Raw genomic sequence first — 18,607 nt, 5'->3', positions numbered from 1 at the left:
CCATTTGTGATTTAGCGATTCAGTGATTGGTGGAGCTCATCGCGTAGTTCGTCGACTTTCCAGTAATCACAAATCACTAAATCGCTAAATCACTGCAACCTGCCGAATTCCTGACAAGCTCGTCCCCTAAGTTACTGACGTACCTGGTTTCTCCATAAGCTGCGCTTTGCCCTGCCCCCAGCGTATGTTATACGTGTTTGTTCCACCTTGGCGGCCGCAACCACCCGCACCGGAGGCTGGTTTTGGATTTTCAACTCAACGATGAGCAACTGCAACTCCGCAAGAGCGTGCGCGAGTTTGCCGAGCGCGAAATCCGTCCGCACGTCATGGAGTGGGACGAGGAATCGCGCTTCCCGCTGGAGACGGTCAAGGAACTGGGCCGCCTCGGCCTGATGGGCGCCATCTTTCCGCCGGAATACGGCGGCGCCGGCATGGGTTATATCGAGTACGTGCTCGCCATCGAGGAACTCTCTCGCGTGGACGGGTCCATCGGCATCATTGTGGCCGCCCACACCTCGCTTTGCACCAACCATATTTTTGTTGCCGGCAGCGAGGAGCAGAAGCGCAAGTACGTCCCCAAGCTCGCCACCGGCGAACACATCGGCGCTTGGGGACTTACCGAACCGGGCAGCGGATCGGATGCCGGCAGCGCCCGCATGACGGCGGTTCGTCGCGGCAATTGCTGGGTGCTGAACGGCACCAAAACGTTTATCACCAACGGCCACTATGCCGATGTCGCGGTCGTTCTCGCCGTCACCGACAAGGCGGCGCATACCCACGGACTGTCCGCGTTCATCGTCGAGAAGGGCACCCAGGGGTTCCGGCCGGGCAAGAAAGAGAACAAGCTTGGCTTGCGCGCCAGCGACACCGCCGAACTTATCTTCGAGGACAGCTGCATTCCTGCCGAAAACCTCCTCGGCAAGGAAGGCGGCGGCTTCATTGACGCCATGCGGATTCTCGACGGCGGGCGCATCTCCATCGCCGCCCTCGGACTCGGCATGGCACAGGGCGCGTTCGAGGCGGCGCTGAAGTACTCCAAGGAGCGTGAACAGTTCGGCAAAGCAATCTGCGAATTCCAGGCCATTCAATGGAAGCTCGCCGACATGGCCACCGAAATTGACGCTGCCCGCCTGCTCACCATGCGCGCCGCCGACATGAAGGACAAGGGCATGAAGTCCACCCAGGAATCCTCCATGGCCAAGCTTTACACCAGCGAGGTTGCGGTGCGCTGCGCCAACGAGGGCGTCCAGATCCATGGCGGCTACGGCTTCATCAAGGATTACCCCGCGGAAAAGTTCTATCGCGACGTTAAGCTGTGTACCATCGGGGAAGGGACGAGCGAAATTCAAAGGCTTGTGATTGCCCGCCAGCTTCTGAAAGACTAGTCGGTCGTCGTTGGTTGTTAGTCGTTCGCGCCAACGACCAACGACAAACGACCAACGACAGTGGCCACCGACAACGACAACTGGGTTTCACGCATTCGCTCCGGCGATCCCCGCGCCCTGGCGCGCGCCATCACCACGGTCGAGAACCGTGCGCCCGAATCCACCGATTTGCTCAAGGCGCTGTTCCCGCACACCGGGCACGCGCGCATCATCGGCCTGACCGGCGCTCCTGGAGCAGGCAAGAGCACCTTGGTTGACCAGCTCGCCAAGGAATACCGCAAACAAAACAAGACCGTCGGCATCATCGCCGTTGACCCTACCAGCCCCTACACCGGCGGCGCGATTTTGGGCGACCGCATCCGCATGGGCTCGCACTACGCCGACCCCGGCATCTACATCCGCAGCATGGCCACGCGCGGCTCGCTCGGCGGCCTGGCCGGCACCTCCTCCGACGTCGCCGCCGTGCTCGATGCCAGCGGGCGCGACCTGGTGTTGATCGAGACCGTCGGCGTCGGACAGGACGAGGTGGACATCGTGCGCCTGGCCGAGATCACCGTCGTCATTCTCGTGCCCGGCATGGGCGACGACGTGCAGACCATCAAGGCCGGCATCATGGAAATTGCGGACGTGTTTGTCATCAACAAGAGCGACCGCGAGGGGGCGGAGCGCGTGGAGCGCGAGATCCGTGCCATGCAGTCGCTCTCCACGCGCTCCGATGGCTGGACGCCGCCGATCGTCAAGACCGTCGCCAGCGACGGCCAGGGCGTCCCGGAACTGGCGAAAGCCATCGCCGCCTACGAAGATTTCCTGCGGACGCACAATCTCGGCCTGCAGAAAAAGGTGCAGAACTGGCAGGAGCGCCTGGTCGAAATGCTGCGCGAGTCGCTGCTGGAGCGCGTTCTGCGCGACGAAATGGGAGATGGAGCGATCTCCCGCTACGCCGCCGAAATCGCCGAACACAAGCGTGACCCGTACTCGCTGGTGGAAGAGATTGTCAGCAAGCTCGGGCGCTAAACGTCTTCAGGCGTCAGTCGTCAGTCTTCAGCACTGACGCGTTCTGGCTTATACCTTGGGCCTCGCGCCTGACGACTGAAGACTGACGACTGGAGACTGCTCGTCATGTTCGAAATTGATCATTTGGGAATCGCGGTCAAGTCGCTTGCCCAGGCGAAAACCTTCTATCAGAACCTCGGCCTGCAGGTGATGCCGGAAGAAACCGTTGCCCAGGAGAAGGTCCGGTTGGCCATGGTGCCCCTCGGCGAGAGCCGCATCGAACTGCTGGAGCCGCTCTCCGACGACTCGCCCATCGCCAAGTTCCTCGCCAAGCGCGGCGAGGGCCTGCACCACGTCTCGCTGCGCGTGGACAACCTGGCGAGCACGGTAGAGAACCTGAAGAAGTCCGGCGTGCGCCTCATCAACGAGCAAATCCAGGTCGGCGCCGGCGGCCACCTCTACGTCTTCGTGCATCCTTCCAGCGCGGGTGGCGTGCTGCTGGAGTTGTGCGAAGAGCAGCCCAAAGGAGTGTGATCATCGGGTGATCGGGCGATCTGGTGATCGGGTGATCTCAAACCATGAGTTCCGATCACCGGATCACCCGATCACCGGATCACCCGATCACCTGATCGATGTTGATTCTTGCCATAGATACGGCTGGCTCGAACGGCAGCATTTCGCTGCTTGGGGATGGGAAGGTGCTCGAACTCGTTCCCCTCGCCGGCCGCACCTATTCCGAGCAACTGATGCCGCAGATTTCGGCGCTGCTGGCGCGCCACAAGCTGGGTAAACGTGCCATTGACGCCTACGCCGCCGCGACCGGTCCCGGTTCGTTTACCGGTCTGCGTGTCGGGCTCTCCACGATTAAGGCGCTGGCGGAAATCACGCACAAGCCCATCGCCGCCGTCTCGCTGCTGGAGGCGCTGGCATGGGCGGGCGCCAGAGATGTGGCCCGGCTCTCCGAGCCCGGAACTGCCGATCAACCCTTCAAAGCCCAGGTCATCGCCGCTCTCGACGCCATGCGCGGCGAAGTCTACGTCGGCGAATACGTGGTCCGCGAGGACGCGGTACCGCAGCTCCTGCGGGAGGTGCTGATGCCGGTGCAGGAATTCGCCGCCGAGGCGCAACTGGCGCCGCAGATGCCGGTCATCACTCCCGACGAATCCGTCGCCTCCCTGCTGCTCGCCCGCGGACAACCGGTGCAGGTTGTGGCCCGTCCGCAAAGCGACGTGATTGCCCGCATCGGGGCGCTCAAGATTGCCGCCGGCCAGGTCATTTTGCCCGAAGCGCTGGACGCCAACTACATCCGCCGCTCCGACGCGGAAATCTTTTCGAAAGGAAGCTCTTAGCTTTTAGCTCTTAGCTCTTAGTCAGATGCAAAGCGCGGAGCCGAACAAGCCAAGAGCTAAGAGCTAAGAGCTTGCACATCCGTCCCGCCACCTCCGCCGACGTTCCCGCCATGCGCCGGATTGAAGCGCAGGCCCCAACCGCCGCGCACTGGAAGGAAAGCGAATACGACCGCATTTTCGCCGGCGATCCGCGCCGCCTCGCGCTCGTGATCCAAGACGACACTGTGCAGGGCTTCCTGATTGCGAATCAAATCGGCCCGGAATGGGAGCTGGAAAACATTGCGGTCGCTCCCGGTGCGCAGCGGCGCGGCTTCGCCTCCGCTCTGCTCGAACACTTCCTCGACGTGGTGAAGCAGCAGGGCGGCGAAAGCGTTTTCCTGGAGGTGCGCGCCTCGAATGCAGCCGCGCGCGCTCTCTACGCCAAGTACGGCTTCGCCGCGACGGGACTCCGCCGCAACTACTACCAGTACCCCGACGAAGACGCGGTCCTGTACCGCAGGGTCATCGGTAGCCATCAGTAACCCGCTTCGCGGTTACCGAGGTTCCCACCCCCTGGCCACCGGCCACTTTCTCAAATTGCACCACCCGCAGGGCAGTTACGAAATTCAGTGTATCTGTTGAAAACCGATTGAAGCGGCCTTGCCCCTGTGCTAGCTTAAAGTCCTTGCCAGACTGTTGGTAGGAGGTCTGCTGGATGGCAGCTCAGGTACGCGACGTGCTCATCGCCAGCAATGAAGAGTTTCGGCGCCTTGTTACTGAACATTCCCAATATTCCCAGCGGCTCGATAGCCTCACCCAGAAGAGATTTCTCTCCGAGGATGAGAAGATCGAAGAGGTCCGCCTGAAAAAGTTGAAACTGCGCCTCAAGGACCAGATGGAATCCTTGGAGCAGCAGTTCCGGCATCGCGAGAACAACGTAGCGTAATCACCGACCAGCCCCCATGACGGGGTCTTTGCCGCCACCACGGCAAACAAGTTCGGTATGTCCTGACACGCGGTTTCGGCCGCGTTTTTCTTTTGGCGCCTCAGTTCGTCAGGTTTTCAGTGCACCAGTTCTGCGCCGTCGAGCCAACTGTTCCTGAAATGTTGACGAACCCAGACACTGAAAAACTCACAAACTGACGTACTGACAAACTCACTCGGCCTGCCCCGTCTATAATTCCCCTATCCCATGGTTCGTGACGGCTACTATTACGCGCTCGGGTCCCTGGTAGCTGCCGGGCTTCTCGCTTGGCTGGCTGCCCCGCCGTGGGCCATCGTCCCGCTCGCATTCGGCGCGTTCTGTGCCTGGTTCTTTCGGGACCCCGACCGCCAGGTTCCGGCGGCGGCGGGCGCGATCGTCTCTCCCGGCGATGGCCGCGTCACCGACATCATGGCCATCGAGGTGGAGGGCCGTGGGCGCACCCGCATCAGCATTTTTCTCAGTGTGTTTGACGTCCACGTCAACCGCTCGCCCATCGGCGGCGTTGTCCGGGACGTGCAGTACCGCAAGGGCCAGTTCAAGAACGCCATGGGCGCGGCCAGCGCCGACGGCAACGAGCAGAACATCGTGACCGTGGACGACGGCGCCCAGACGGTGGTCTTCAAGCAGATTGCCGGCCTCATCGCGCGCCGTATTATCTTCACCAAGCGCGTCGGCGACACGGTCGCGCGCGGCGAGCGCATCGGCCTGATCAAGTTCGGCTCCCGCTGCGACGTCATCTTCGACGCTGCCGCCTCGGTGCAGGTGAAAATCGGACAACACGTCGCCGGCGGTTCCAGTATCCTTGCCCTCGCGCCGGTCACGCAGCCCGCTGACCGCCGCATCGAACTGACCGGCGCACAGCGCGAACAGGGAGCCTGCCGATGAACTGGCCGCCACTTCGTCGTGCCGACGATGACCCGCGGCGCCGCCGCTTCCGCAAGGGTATCTACCTGCTGCCGTCGCTGTTCACCACCCTGAACATGGCGCTTGGCTACTATGCCCTATACCACGCCATCCAGGGCTCGGTGGCCGAACCTTGGCATTACGACAATGCCGCCAAGGCCATCGGCTTCGCCATTATTTTCGACGGTCTCGACGGCAAAATTGCGCGCATGACCAATACGGAAAGCGACTTTGGGCGCGAGTTCGACTCTCTGGCCGACGTCATCACCTTTGGCGTCGCGCCCGCCATCCTTGCCTGGATGTGGGGATTCCGCATTCTCGCCCCGCTCAATGGCAGCGACCTCCTGGCGCGGGTGGTGCACCTGGGCGCAATTGCGACGTTCGCATTCCTGATTGCCGGCGCCAGCCGCCTGGCCCGCTTCAACATCCAGGTGAACCCGCAACCCTCGAATCCCGGCCGCCCGGGCAAGAAATATTTTGTCGGCATGCCGATTCCTGCCGGCGCCGGCGTCATCGCCGCCATCGTGCACTTCACCGACGGCGTTCCCATCCTGAGCTGGTGGATGGGTTTGATCTGGGCCGCGCTGGTCTTCGCCACCAGCTATCTCATGGTCAGCACCTGGCGCTTCTACAGTTTCAAGGACATTGATTTCCGCAGCCGGCATCCCTTCTGGGTAGTCGTCATCATCGGCATCGTCATTGCCTGCATCCGCTACTTCTCCGAGTATTTCCTGTTTTTCCTGGCGCTGTTCTACATGCTCTCCGGCGTTATCGCGCGCCTGATGTACATCTTGCGGCGCCGCGGCAGCCCGCCGCCACCGCCGTTGGAGGCCACCACCGCACCATGAACCGCGCTCACCAACCCGGCCGATCGGGCTCGGAGAACGGTCTCTACCGCGTCGCCATCGTCGGCGCCGGCACCCTGAAGGGCAAGGAACTCGCCGAGGTGCTGCCCGAGACTGCCTTTCCCGCGGTGGACATCAAGCTGCTCGACGACGACGAATCCCTCGGCCAGCTCGAGCCCGTCGGCGAGGAAGTGACGTTCGTGCAGAGCGTGCGCGCGGAAAACTTCGAGCACGTGGACTTTACCTTCTTTGCCTCGCAGCCGGATTTCACCCGCAAACACTGGCGCATGGCGCAGCAGGCCGGAAGCCTGATCGTGGACCTCTCGCACGCGCTGGAAGACGCTCCCGGCGCCCGCGTCCGCTCCCCGTGGCTGGAACGCGAGCTGCGCCACTCGCAAATACCGGAACTCGAGCCCGCGCCCGTGGTCACGGCGCATCCCGCCGCGGTTGTGCTGGCGCTGCTGATCGCTCGCGCGCAGAAGGTCGCCAACCTGCGCTCCGCCGTTGCCACCGTCTTCGAGCCCGCCTCCGAACACGGCCGCGCCGGCATGGACGAACTTCACGAGCAGACTGTGAACCTGCTCTCCTTCCAGGAAATGCCCAAGGCGGTTTTCGACGCGCAGGTCGCCTTCAATGTCCTGGCGCGTTACGGCGAGAATTCCTCGCCCACGCTGGAAAGCGCCGAGCGCCGCATCCTCAGCCACTACCGCCAAATTACCGGACAAGTTCCGCAGCCGGGGTCCGTGCCGCACGCCGATGTGCCGGTGCCTTCGCTGATGCTGGTGCAGGCGCCGATCTTTCATGGACACGTCTTTTCGCTCTACATTGAGTTGGAGCAGGCACATTCGATCGGCGATTTTTCGCAGGCCATCGCCGGCGAGCACGTAGAACTCACCCGCGGCTCCGAGGAGTCGCCCAGCAACGTTGCCGCCGCCGGGTCGGAGGACATGATGGTGTGGATCCGCGCCGATGCCCAGCGCGAGACCGGCTTCTGGATCTGGGCCGCCGCCGACAACCTGCGCGTGCTGGCATTGAACGCCATTGACGCCGCCCAGCAAATGGCGGCCGCCATGCCGAAAGGGAAGTTGCAGTAGAAGTACCGAGTACTGAGTACTGAGTACCTAGTACCGAGTGCCGCATTACGAGTACCACGCTCGGTACTCGGTACTCGGTACTAGGTACTCGGTACTCCTCAACACGTGACGAAACGCTTATCTATTGCCGCGCTCTTCTGCTGCTTGCTGCTGACGGTGAGCTGCGGCTACCACACCACCACCCACTACGTCCGCCTGCCTGACTCCGTCCACACCATCGCCGTCCCCGCATTCACCAATCAGACGCAAAACTACCGGGTTGAGCAGGTGCTGACCTCGGCCGTGGTTCGCGAATTCGTCACCCGCACAAAATTCCGCATCATCAGCGAACCGGCGGACGATGCCGACGCCACCCTGCGCGGCACGGTCACCACCATGCAACTGGCGCCGCTCACCTACGACTCGCAGACCGGCCGCGCCTCCAGCGCCCTAGTCACGGTCACCATGCGCGTCTCGCTGGTGGACCGCAAGGGCACGGTGCTGTTCGACCAGCCGAACTACACCTTCCGCGAGCAATACCAGGTCTCGCGCGAGCTTACCAGCTTCTTCGAAGAAGACTCGCCCGCCGTGGACCGCCTGTCGCGCGACTTCGCACGCACCCTGGTCTCCAATATCCTGGAGGCGTACTGAATGCGCGCCTTCGCCGCCGCGGAAAAATTCGTTACCGACATCGTGCAGCGCAAGCTGAAACCCTGCTACGTGCTCGCCGGTGATGAAGCCTTTTTCCGCAAGCAGTGCCGCGAGGCCGTGCTCCAGCATCTGGTTGCGCCCGATCTGCGCGACTTCTCGCTCCACGAATTCGATCTCGCCGAAACCCCGCTCATCGAAGTCCTCGATGCCGCCCGCACGCCTTCGCTCATGGCGCCGTTCCAGGTCTTCTTCATTCGCGGCGTGAAGGCGCTCTATACCCGCGGTTCGCACGATGCCGAGTTCAAGGCGATCGAAGACTACGCCGCCAATCCCAATCCCGACGCGCTGCTCATCTTCGTCGCCGACTTCATCAGCATTCCCGCCGACGTCCGCCGCATGGAACTCGCCGACCGCGACCGCTACCAGCGCCTGCGCGAAACTCTCGGCCAGTATTGTGGGATTGTCGAGATGGCGCGCGTTGAGGAAGGCGAGGCCGTGCGCTGGGCCATCGACACCGGCGCCGCAGAAGGCGTCAAGGTTGATAATGACGCCGCGCGCGAACTGGTGGACGCGTTGGGCGGCGACATGATGCTGGTGGCCAACGAACTGGAAAAACTCATCCTCTACGTCGGCGAGAAAAAGCGGATCGCGCTCGGCGACGTCGAAACCATGGTCCTGGCCGCCAAGCAGCGCTCGCTCTACGAACTCACCGACGCCATTTCCGCCAAGGACCGCGTGCGCGCGCTTGGGGTGCTGGAAGCGATCCTCAGCAGCGGCGAAGGCGAGGAGGCCGCCATCGGCCACCTCTACATGCTGGCGAAAACCTTCCGCCAGATGCTGGTGATTTTCGAGAAGCGCGTGCGCGACTCGCGCGCGCTCTGGGCCGCGCTCTGGCAGGGCTTCCGCGTTCCGCCTTTTGCCGCCGAAGACATCCTGCGCCAGGCACGCCGCTACAAGTCTCGGCGCGAACTGACGCGCGCCCTGCGGCTCATCGCCCGCGCCGACCTCGACCTCCGCTCCAACCCGCCCAGCAAACGCCTCATCCTCGAGCGGTTGGTGCTCGACCTCTGCGCCGAACCCAACATCGCAGAAGCCGGGTGGGAACAACAACAGTTGCCCGTGTAGCTTGAACCTCGATTCCTATTTTCGCCGCATCTCCTACTCCGGCCCCCTCGCGCCGACACTGGAAACCCTGCGCGCCGTGCACTATGCCCACCTGCTCGCCGTACCTTTCGAGAACCTCGACATTCACCGCGGCGTGCCCATTGCGCTCGACCAGGAGCACCTGTTCGATAAGATCGTGCTCCGCCGCCGCGGCGGCTTCTGCTACGAGCTGAACAGCCTGTTCGCGGCCCTGCTGAGTGAACTCGGTTTCCGCGTAACCCTGCTCTCGGCGCGCGTTCCCATCGCGGAGAACCGCGTCGGCCCGGAATTCGATCACCTCACACTCCAGGTGGATTTGGACACGCCCTGGCTGGCCGACGTGGGATTCGGCGAGTCTTTCATCGAGCCGCTTCCGTTGTTGCCCAACGCGGAGCAGTTTCAGCGCAATGTTTTTTACTGCCTCGATACCCGGGAGGAGCGCTGGCGCGTCCTGCGCTATTCTCCCGAGCCCGGCAACCGGCGCGGCGTGCCGGTGCTGGCCGATTCGGCCTCGGAGTGGCGCATGCTGTACGACTTCACGCTCGTGCCCCGGCGCCTCTCCGAATTTGAGGGCATGTGCCGTCATCACCAGACCTCGCCGGAATCTCATTTCACGCGCAATCGCGTATGCAGCATTCTGACCCCCACCGGGCGCGTTACCTTGACCGGCGCGCGTCTGGTGATCACCGAAGGCGGCCAGCGCCGGGAATCTGCTCTTGCTACTACCCAGGAATACGACACCGCGCTGGAAGGATTTTTTGGGATCCGGCTGGATGCGGTGCAAAGCACCGGCACGTGACAAACGGCTCTGTCGCCCGCTAAAGCGAGCTCTTGCTCAGGCAGGCAGCTAACCCCGGGTTCACTCACGGGGCGACGTTCTGCCGCGCGCTACGCCAACTGAGCGTCCTCGCCCTGCCAGCAAAACGAAAACGGCAGGCCGCAGCCTGCCGTCCGAAAGCTAAAAGCTAAATTAAACAATTCCCAGCCTACTACCCGCCTGCCTCGCGCACACCTGTGCCTAAGGCATTCCTGAAAATGAAACAACTCCAAGAAATTGTTGACAGTAGCTGATCTTGGTGTTAAATGGCGCGATTCTCTCCAAAGGACGCTCGAGTGCGAAGACAAACGAAGTACTGGTTGGCGTTTGTGGCGGTTGGCCTCGTCCTCGGATTAGCTTTGCTGATGGTACGAATAGGGCTACGTGTCGGGGTGACAAAACCTATGAACGTCCATGACACAGTTGTAATGTCGGTAAAGTCCTGGGCCAAATACCCAAGGATCCCATCCGACGATGCGGTCCTGGAGGTAGTTTGGGCAGAAACAATCTCAAAGCACGATTTCCGATTCCATCCAGAAGGCGTTCAGTCACTTGTGACGAGGCTTCAGGACGATTTCAGGCAAGGCCCTGTTCGTAGAGAGATTCGGGCAAGGACGAAAGACTTCTACGCAGACACGAACAAGGGCGGCAAGATCAAAACTGTTAATGATCTCGTGAACGCCGTAGATCAGAGTCCCGCACCGCAGTAATTGCAGCCCGCGCTATCGCGATTAGAGCGACAAATGACCATGACCACGATCCGACCGCATACAATCGTCTTCTGCTTTTCTTTGCTGATGCCGGTTATCGCGCTTGGTCAATCGACGCAGCTTTGCCGCCCATTGGACTATAAGGTTCTTTCCGACACTGCGTTTCTAATCAAGTGTGTCGAGGCTAACGTCTCGCAACTGACGTTGTCCACGAATGAGGAGTCATTCGTGGAGCGTGTTGATGGAGGTGGCCCGAAAATTAAGATTATCCGCGTATTGGCGGTCCCGGAAGTTCCGCAATGGCTGACAATCATGCTGGCCGTTTCGTCGTCCGGGGCTGGCATTCACTTGCTTGAGAACGACAACAAATACCGGATGGTTCTTCATTTCGTACCACAAGCTGCGGCTGCAACCGCATCTGCGACGGAAATGCAATTCCAGACCGCCTCTGGTTCAACGTCACTTTGCAACGTCAAAGACTATAAAGTCCTTTCCGACCGCGTGCTGGGGATCCGGTGCACGGAGGCGGATGTTTCGGGACTGTCCCTATCATCCGGCGCGATATTTTCACTGGAAACTGCGGATTTCGGCAAAAAGCCGATAGACGTGGTTAGCGTCACTCCGGTACCAGACACCCTGCAGTGGCTCTTAATCAATCTTGCTCCTTCGGCAAGCTCCATGGACAAGAAGGTGCTGGAACAACAGCACAAGTATCGGCTGGTCCTACAGTTGGTGTCCACATCACAGCCGCCAATACAAGGAAAGGTAGAACAGGATCTGGATACAGCTGGTACACTTTCGGTGATCCAACCTCTGACCGAAGCTGAAGCCAATACTTACATTTTTGAATCCCACGTTGGGTTTAGGGCCGGGCCCAATGGCAAGTGTCAATTTATCATGCAAGATTACGCCGCCAAACCGGTGGAAGTAAGCGGCGACTGCAATCTCTTGGTTCCCGTCCCCGACCATCTGACGCCGCACTTCTTACAAGAGTTGGGAGGGGTGGGGCGCCTACGAGTACAGCTTCAGAACGCGCCGGATAATTCCTCATTGTTTCCACTTAGGATTCCAGGGCTTCTAAACGTGTACGCGGCCGAGCCTAAATTCGAGGCGAAAGCGCAGCTCGCAGCACAGCAGGCCCCGGCCACGAAAGATGCCGCGAGCTACTATGTCAAGTTGGACCACGCGGCCGGTGCCCATGCGCAACCCGCATGGGTGCTAGAAGGCCGGATAGCTCCTCCGGTGGGGACGTTGCACCGAAGATTCCAGTTCTACCCGGTTGCAGCTGCGGATGTAGGGCAGAACAAAGTAAGTGGCATAAGCTATACCGACACGATAAATTTCGGTGTGACATTTACTCGCGTGTTTCGGCCGAACACAGTTTTACAAGGCATTTTTTTCAGTCCGGGAATAACCTTCGAGACCGATAAGGAGTTGGATCGCGATAACTTATTGGCAAATCCAGACTTGACATACTATTTTGCGGGCCTTTATGCACCGAGACGGGTTCGCACGTTGAGAGAATTCAGCAAGCGACAGGCAATTGCGAAGGCACACGGTATTACCCTGGCGCCAGAAACTCTTCCCCGTGCCCGGCTCGGATACACACTAGATTTCCACTCTGGCACTGAGATTGGCGGCGCGTTGCGTGACACCACGGTCACGGCGTCCGTCGGCAAGGCCACGCTGCTACTGCCCACGTATTCGATTGCACGCGTTGTGCCGCAAATACACGGTCAGATCGAAATTGGGAACTTCACCATTGATGCTACCGGCACCCCAAGGTATTTGGCAACGACTGAGAATACAGTCGTTGAGCAGAAAGACCATACATTACGACTAAGGGCGGTAAGCGGTTGGAATGCGTACGGAGTTCTCAGCGGGAATCTAGCCCTTGATAATGCAGGCCACTTCTCGGTGAATATTGCTTACAAGAATGGGTTTTCTCCGCCACGATTTATCCGCGTGAATACAGTGCAAACCGGACTCTTGCTGAAGTACTAGGTTGCTTTCACGAACGCGTCTGATGACTTCAGCCGCTGCCAAAGCGATCCATCCTGGCGGAGCAAGAGATACGTATTGCTGTGTCTCGCCAAAACTCTGATCCGCTTAACTACCAACTACTTCGCAATGGCGTTCAGGCGCTTGCCGAGCCGCGACTTATACCGCGACGCCGTATTCTTGTGCAGCACGCCCTTCTGTACCGCCTTGTCGAGCACCGAGGTGGTCTCACGATATCCGACGCCTGCCTCGTCCTTGTTGCCGCTGGCGAGCGCCGTGCGGAACTTGCGCAGGGCGCTGCGCAGGCGCGACTTGTTGGCGCGATTGGCGGCGGTGCGCTTTTCCGTCTGCCGGGCGCGTTTCAGGGCCGAAAAGTGATTTGCCATATTCGACTGATTGTCCTCTGAGAATTTTTCCTGCGGGCCAGACTTGTATTTTACGGGCTGCCGGCGCATCGGTCAATCGCGCCCTGCTTCCGCCCGGAAGCGAATCTCCTGAAAACGCGCCATTTACAGTCTCCAGGTCTTGTCTTTCCTGACGACCGAAGACTGACGACTGAAGACTCACGACCGACGACTGGGGACTGTTTGTGCCATTGACTCTGTCCCGAGCCCGTCGTACTCTAGGCGCAATGGTAGTTGCTTCCACTTGGTGGCGAGCATCGGCCCATCTCCCCACTCCAGTCATCTCCATGTCCGTACGCGCGCGCGCCGGCGTTCCCGGTGCCGCGGCGGGAGGTTAACGCTCAGCATTAAATGAAGAAGAATATCGACATCGCCAAAAACATCGAGACCCTGTTCGGAACCCGGGACGAAAACCTCCACCTCCTCGAAGAAGGCCTGAACGTCACCATTGACCTGAAGGCGGAATCCGTCGAAATCGAAGGTGCGGCGCGCGACGTCGCCCGCGCCGAACAGGTTTTCTCCGACTACGCGCATCTCCAGCGCACCGGCTTCGTCTTCAACAACGGCGATCTTGGCTCCATTCTGCGCATCCTTGCCTCCGACCCGGCGGCGACCCTGCGCGGTCTCGCCGAAGCCGGACGCCAGCGCTCCTTTGGGAAACGCCCGGTGCAGCCCAAGAGCGCCAACCAGCGCCGCTACGTCGAGGCCATCGAGAAGAACGACATGGTCTTCGGCATCGGGCCGGCAGGCACCGGAAAAACCTACCTCGCGGTGGCCATGGCCATCTCCGCGCTGCTCGCCAAGAAGGTGAACCGCATCATCCTGGCGCGGCCCGCGGTCGAGGCCGGCGAACGCCTCGGCTTTCTGCCCGGAACCTTGCAGGAGAAGGTCGATCCCTACCTCCGGCCGCTGTACGACGCGCTCTACGACATGATGGACCCGGAGAAGATCGATCGTTACCTGGAGAAAAACATCATCGAGATCGCGCCCATTGCCTTCATGCGCGGGCGCACGCTCAACGATTCCTTCATCATCCTCGACGAGGCGCAGAACACCACCTCGGAGCAGATGAAGATGTTCGTCACCCGCCTCGGCTTCAACTCCAAGGCGGTCATCACCGGCGACATCACCCAGATCGACCTGCCCACCAGCAAGCGCTGCGGCATGCTGGAAGCGATGGACATCCTGGGCAACGTCGACGGAATTTCGTTTGTGCATTTCGACGAGAGCGACGTGGTCCGCCACCACCTGGTGCAGCGCATCATTCGCGCCTACGACGATTACAAGACGCGCCTGAGCGACGACCAGATGGTGCTGCCGATCAACGGCAAGTCCGGCCGCAACGGTTCGCCGCCGCCGGTCGAGCCGGTCGCGCCCGTGATGGAAACGGCCCCGGAGCACGTCGAAGAGTAAAATTGACGGCGGTCACGGGAGGGCTGCACGTGCCCTCCCGTTCGCTTTTATGATCATCATCAGGAAAGCGGCGCCGGGAATTTCCGAGCAGGCGCTGGCCCGTTTCGCGCGGCGCGCGCGCAAGGCCGCGGGCCTTCGCGGCCAGGTCAATGTTGTGTTGACCTCCAGCCGCGACATCCGCGCCCTCAATCGCCGCTTCCGCGGAAAGGATAAGCCGACCGACGTGCTTTCGTTTCCTCCTGTTCCGGTTGTCGCCGATACGTTCTCCGGCGACATCGTGATTTCCACCGATATCGCCTGCCGCAACGCGCGCCTCTACCAGCACGCGCCCGCGCAGGAGCTGAAAATTTTGATCCTGCACGGCATACTCCATCTCGCAGGTTACGATCACGAATCCGACCGCGGCGAGATGGCGCGCCAGGAAGAGCGTCTCCGCCGCAAACTCGGCCTCGGCAACGGCCTGATCCGCCGCACGACCAACGGCCAACGGCCAACGACCAACGACCGCCCGAGGCGAGCCCGATGAACCTCGCCCTTGCCATCGCCTTCATCGTTCTCTTGTTCATTCTCGGGCTCGTCTCCTATGTCGAGCGCGTGTACACCGAACGCGGCAAGTTTCTCTCGCGCGAATTCGAGGAGAACATCGAAGCCTTTGAGCAGGCGGTCGAACCGCGCTTGAGGATGGGCCGCGAACGCGCCGCGCTCTCCGTCGCCGTGCTCGAGCAGCTCGCCACCGCGGCGCTCGCCATGCTGGCCGCGTACAGCGTCTTCCACACCGGCAACTGGACCGCCGCCGAGCTTGCGCAGGCCGCGCTCGCCATGGTGCTGAGCGTGGTGGTGTGCAACCGCCTGCTCCCGTTTGTGCTCTTCTCGCGCACCCGCGGCCTGTGGCTCGCCCGGTTTACCATTCCGCTGCGCGCCTTGCTGTACCTCGCCATGCCGGTGACGCTTGCGATCGGGTTCTGCATCTCCGTCTTCGCGCTCACCCGCGAGCACGCTGAGCCGGAACCCGAGCGGCCGTCGGAAGCCGTGGACGCGCTCATCGAGGCCGGCCAGGAGGAAGGCATCCTCGAGGAGAGCGACCGCGAGCTCATCCAGTCGGTGGTCGAGTTCGGCGACAAGACGGTGCGCGAGGTGATCAAGCCGCGTCCGGAGATGTTCGCCGTGCCCGCCGACACCACCGTCGAGAACCTCACCGACATGCTGCGCACGCGGCCGTACTCGCGCGTGCCGGTGTATGAAGGTTCCATCGACAAGATCGTCGGCATCGTGCACGCCCGCGATCTGCTCCAGGTTGCTGACACCGAGGCGCGCACCCGGACCGTCCGCGAGCTGATGAACACCGACGTCAAGTTTGTGCCCGAGAGCAAGCGCGTCAGCGACCTGCTGCGCGAGATGCAGCGCGACAACATCCGCATGGAGATCGTGGTGGACGAATACGGCGCTGTCGCCGGGCTGGTCACCATCGAAGACATGGTCGAGGAGATCGTGGGCGAGATTCGCGACGAGCGCGAGAAGGACATCATCCGCGAAAACGAATATTCCTACATCGTTCCCGGCAGCATGGACGTGGATCGCCTCGATGAACTGTTCGGCATGCGGCCGGAAGGGCACGAGGCCACGACCGTGGCGGGCCTGGTGAGCGAGATTGCCGGGCGCATCCCGCAGCAGGGCGAGGTCATCAATGCCGAGGGCCTGCGCTTCGAGGTCCTGCAGTCCACCGACCGCCGCGTCGAGCGCCTGCGCATCTCGACCTTGCAGCACGCGAAGACCGGAACGAGTGGCACTTAATTCCAATGAAGAAGTCACGATTACTCATCGGTCTTGCACTCATAGCGGCAGCGGCAGTCATGTGGCGATACGTGCCGGAATGGATCACCAGTGGTTTTCATTGGAACAGATAATGTTGGTACGCAGACGAGCTGAGAGCTGAAAGCTGAGAGCTGATAGCTGAGAGCTAATTTATGAAGTCCGGTTTCGTCACCATTCTCGGGCGTCCCAATGCCGGCAAGTCCACGCTGCTGAACGCGCTGGTCGGGGAGAAGCTCGCCATCGTGACCCACAAGCCGCAGACCACGCGCAACCGCATCCAGGGCATCCTCAATCTTCCGGCGAAGAAGGGAAGGCCGAAAGCGCAGGTGATCCTGATTGATACGCCCGGCGTGCATCGGCCGGAAAATCGCCTGGACAAAAAAATGATGCAGGAGGTGCGCGACGCCCTCGAAGGCTGCGGCCTGGTGCTGCTCATCACCGACATCACGCAGAGGTTCGGGACGGGCGAGCAGTTCGTCATTGACCTGGCCAAGCGCGCCAACACGCCGGTGATCCTGCTGCTCAACAAGATTGATCTAGTTGATAAGCGCAAGTTGCTGCCGCTGATCGAGCAGTGGTCGAAGCTGCACGACTTCCGCGAAATCATTCCTATTTCCGCGCGCAAGAAGCTTGGCTTGGAAGACCTGCTCGACGCGATTGTCAGCTCGCTGCCGGAAGCTCCGGCATATTTTCCCAGCGACCAGCTCACCGATCAGCCGATGCGTTTTCTGGCCGCCGAAATCATCCGCGAACAGGTGCTGATTTCGACGCACCAGGAAATTCCATACGCAACCACGGTGCTCATCGAACGCTTCGAAGAGGACAAGGGCCTGGTACGCATCGCCGCGACCATCTATTGCGAGCGTGAGGGGCAGAAAGGCATCCTGATCGGCAAGGGCGGCGCCATGCTGAAGAAGATCGGGACCGAAGCGCGCCACCAGATCGAGCGCGCGCAGGGCAAGAAAGTGTTTCTCGAAATGTTCGTCAAGGTGCGTCCTGGCTGGCGCGATTCCAGCGACTTCGTCGAAGGGCTTGACTGGCGCCGGCAACTGGAAGACATTGCCGCGCGCGAGCAATTCGAAAAAAATCTGGAGTGACCATGTCCATCGGCTCGGAAGAAGATCTGCGCGGCATGAAAGCGGCGGGAGAAATCGTGGCCCGCGTGCTGGCGGCGATGAAGCAGCAGGTGCGCGCCGGCGTGACCACCCGCGAACTCGACCAGGTTGGCGCGCGCGTCATCCGCGAGAGCGGCGCCGTCTCCGCGCCCCGCATGGTCTACCAGTTTCCCGGCGAGAACTGCATCAGCGTCAACGACGAAGCGGTGCACGGCATTCCCGGCGAGCGCGTCATCGAGCCCGGCGATTTGGTCAAGCTCGATGTCACCATCGAGAAGAACGGGTACATGGCGGATGCGGCACTCAGCGTCGCCGTCGATCCTGTGCGCCAGCTTCATCACAAGCTGGCGCGCTGTGCCGAGCGGGCGTTCCAGCGGGCGCTGCTGGTGGCGCGGGCGGGCGCGCGCGTGCACGACATCGGGCGCGCGGTGGAGAACGAGGTCCGCCGCAGCGGCTTTTCCGTCATCCGCGGCCTGTGCGGCCATGGCATCGGCCACAAAATTCATGAAGCGCCTGAGGTCCCGAACTTCTATGTTGCCACGGCGCGCCAGGAACTCACCGAGGGCCTGGTCATCACGATTGAGCCGATCATCGCAGCGGGCAGCGGCGAATCGCATACCGCGGACGACGGCTGGACGGTAAAGACCACCGACGGCAAGCCTTCCGCGCATTACGAGCACACCATCGTGATCACGCGCGGCATGCCGATCATCCTGACCGCATAAACGGCTTGCATTCCTTCTCGTTGTCCCACCACGTGCCGGGAGATTGACTTTGCGGGAGTCGCCACGGCATGCTTGCGGCCACGGCTTTATGGGGGGCGGATGGTCGGCAGAACGATTTCTCACTATCAAATCCTGGAGCAACTTGGCGGCGGCGGCATGGGAGTTGTCTACAAGGCGCAGGACACGCGCCTGGGCCGCTTTGTGGCGCTCAAGTTCCTGCCGGCTCAGGTGGCCGGGGACGCGCAGGCGCTGGAGCGCTTCCAGCGCGAAGCGCGGGCCGCTTCCGCCCTCAACCACCCGCACA

General features: G+C 61.4%; 20 protein-coding genes. 19 read left to right on the top strand and 1 reads right to left on the bottom strand.

Annotated elements, in window-relative coordinates; genetic code table 11:
- Positions 1–242 precede the first annotated feature (242 nt).
- The 13 genes from LAN70_14185 to LAN70_14125 all read left to right on the top strand — a co-directional run bounded on the left by LAN70_14185 (position 243) and on the right by LAN70_14125 (position 12,837).
- On the top strand, positions 243–1,385 hold the full coding sequence (locus tag LAN70_14185; GenBank protein MBZ5512300.1) for an acyl-CoA dehydrogenase: 1,143 nt from the start codon (positions 243–245) through the stop codon (positions 1,383–1,385).
- Between the two features lie 60 nt (positions 1,386–1,445).
- Positions 1,446–2,399 carry a methylmalonyl Co-A mutase-associated GTPase MeaB gene (gene meaB / locus LAN70_14180; protein ID MBZ5512299.1) on the top strand — a complete coding sequence of 318 codons (954 nt, stop codon included), beginning with the start codon at positions 1,446–1,448 and terminating at the stop codon, positions 2,397–2,399.
- A gap of 105 nt (positions 2,400–2,504) precedes the next feature.
- Complete coding sequence (gene mce / locus LAN70_14175) at positions 2,505–2,912, top strand: methylmalonyl-CoA epimerase (GenBank protein MBZ5512298.1); 408 nt, start codon at positions 2,505–2,507, stop codon at positions 2,910–2,912.
- Between the two features lie 98 nt (positions 2,913–3,010).
- The gene (gene tsaB, locus LAN70_14170; GenBank protein ID MBZ5512297.1) at positions 3,011–3,727 is read left to right on the top strand and encodes a tRNA (adenosine(37)-N6)-threonylcarbamoyltransferase complex dimerization subunit type 1 TsaB; all 717 of its coding nucleotides are present in this window, start codon (positions 3,011–3,013) and stop codon (positions 3,725–3,727) included.
- Between the two features lie 71 nt (positions 3,728–3,798).
- Positions 3,799–4,248, top strand: coding sequence for a ribosomal protein S18-alanine N-acetyltransferase (gene rimI / locus LAN70_14165; protein ID MBZ5512296.1), 450 nt, complete (start codon positions 3,799–3,801; stop codon positions 4,246–4,248).
- A gap of 173 nt (positions 4,249–4,421) precedes the next feature.
- Complete coding sequence (locus LAN70_14160) at positions 4,422–4,652, top strand: DUF465 domain-containing protein (GenBank protein MBZ5512295.1); 231 nt, start codon at positions 4,422–4,424, stop codon at positions 4,650–4,652.
- A gap of 246 nt (positions 4,653–4,898) precedes the next feature.
- Entirely contained in the window at positions 4,899–5,576 is a 678-nt protein-coding gene (locus tag LAN70_14155) for a phosphatidylserine decarboxylase (protein ID MBZ5512294.1), read from the top strand.
- Entirely contained in the window at positions 5,573–6,442 is an 870-nt protein-coding gene (locus LAN70_14150; GenBank protein ID MBZ5512293.1) for a phosphatidylcholine/phosphatidylserine synthase, read from the top strand. Before LAN70_14155 ends, LAN70_14150 begins: the two co-directional genes overlap by 4 nt.
- Positions 6,439–7,533, top strand: a complete 1,095-nt coding sequence (locus LAN70_14145) for a segregation protein B (GenBank protein MBZ5512292.1) — start codon at positions 6,439–6,441, stop codon at positions 7,531–7,533. The genes LAN70_14150 and LAN70_14145 overlap by 4 nt, the downstream gene beginning before the upstream one ends.
- 105 nt (positions 7,534–7,638) lie before the next feature.
- Positions 7,639–8,163 carry a hypothetical protein gene (locus LAN70_14140; GenBank protein MBZ5512291.1) on the top strand — a complete coding sequence of 175 codons (525 nt, stop codon included), beginning with the start codon at positions 7,639–7,641 and terminating at the stop codon, positions 8,161–8,163.
- Positions 8,164–9,288, top strand: coding sequence for a DNA polymerase III subunit delta (gene holA / locus LAN70_14135; GenBank protein ID MBZ5512290.1), 1,125 nt, complete (start codon positions 8,164–8,166; stop codon positions 9,286–9,288).
- Between the two features lies 1 nt (position 9,289).
- The gene (locus LAN70_14130) at positions 9,290–10,105 is read left to right on the top strand and encodes an arylamine N-acetyltransferase (protein ID MBZ5512289.1); all 816 of its coding nucleotides are present in this window, start codon (positions 9,290–9,292) and stop codon (positions 10,103–10,105) included.
- A 761-nt stretch (positions 10,106–10,866) separates the two neighbouring features.
- Positions 10,867–12,837, top strand: a complete 1,971-nt coding sequence (locus LAN70_14125) for a hypothetical protein (GenBank protein ID MBZ5512288.1) — start codon at positions 10,867–10,869, stop codon at positions 12,835–12,837.
- Positions 12,838–12,953: 116 nt separating this feature from the next.
- Here LAN70_14125 and rpsT read toward each other — a convergent pair whose 3' ends face one another.
- Positions 12,954–13,220 carry a 30S ribosomal protein S20 gene (gene rpsT / locus LAN70_14120; protein ID MBZ5512287.1) on the bottom strand — a complete coding sequence of 89 codons (267 nt, stop codon included), beginning with the start codon at positions 13,218–13,220 and terminating at the stop codon, positions 12,954–12,956.
- A gap of 369 nt (positions 13,221–13,589) precedes the next feature.
- Between rpsT and LAN70_14115 the strand changes: the two genes are divergently transcribed.
- The 6 genes from LAN70_14115 to LAN70_14090 form a co-directional block, all read left to right on the top strand.
- On the top strand, positions 13,590–14,651 hold the full coding sequence (locus LAN70_14115) for a PhoH family protein (protein MBZ5512286.1): 1,062 nt from the start codon (positions 13,590–13,592) through the stop codon (positions 14,649–14,651).
- A gap of 49 nt (positions 14,652–14,700) precedes the next feature.
- The gene (gene ybeY / locus LAN70_14110; protein ID MBZ5512285.1) at positions 14,701–15,177 is read left to right on the top strand and encodes an rRNA maturation RNase YbeY; all 477 of its coding nucleotides are present in this window, start codon (positions 14,701–14,703) and stop codon (positions 15,175–15,177) included.
- Positions 15,174–16,442: a hemolysin family protein gene (locus LAN70_14105; GenBank protein MBZ5512284.1), complete on the top strand. Its 1,269-nt coding sequence runs from the start codon at positions 15,174–15,176 to the stop codon at positions 16,440–16,442. The genes ybeY and LAN70_14105 overlap by 4 nt, the downstream gene beginning before the upstream one ends.
- Before the next feature lie 173 nt (positions 16,443–16,615).
- Positions 16,616–17,560, top strand: coding sequence for a GTPase Era (gene era, locus LAN70_14100; protein ID MBZ5512283.1), 945 nt, complete (start codon positions 16,616–16,618; stop codon positions 17,558–17,560).
- 2 nt (positions 17,561–17,562) lie between these two features.
- On the top strand, positions 17,563–18,303 hold the full coding sequence (gene map, locus LAN70_14095; protein ID MBZ5512282.1) for a type I methionyl aminopeptidase: 741 nt from the start codon (positions 17,563–17,565) through the stop codon (positions 18,301–18,303).
- A 99-nt stretch (positions 18,304–18,402) separates the two neighbouring features.
- A partial coding sequence (locus LAN70_14090; protein MBZ5512281.1) for a serine/threonine protein kinase occupies positions 18,403–18,607 on the top strand: 205 nt, incomplete at its 3' end.

It is taken from the genome of Terriglobia bacterium, assembly GCA_020072845.1.
Classification (GTDB): domain Bacteria; phylum Acidobacteriota; class Terriglobia; order Terriglobales; family Acidobacteriaceae; genus JAIQGF01.
This window is presented reverse-complemented; position numbering and strand designations above follow the sequence as displayed.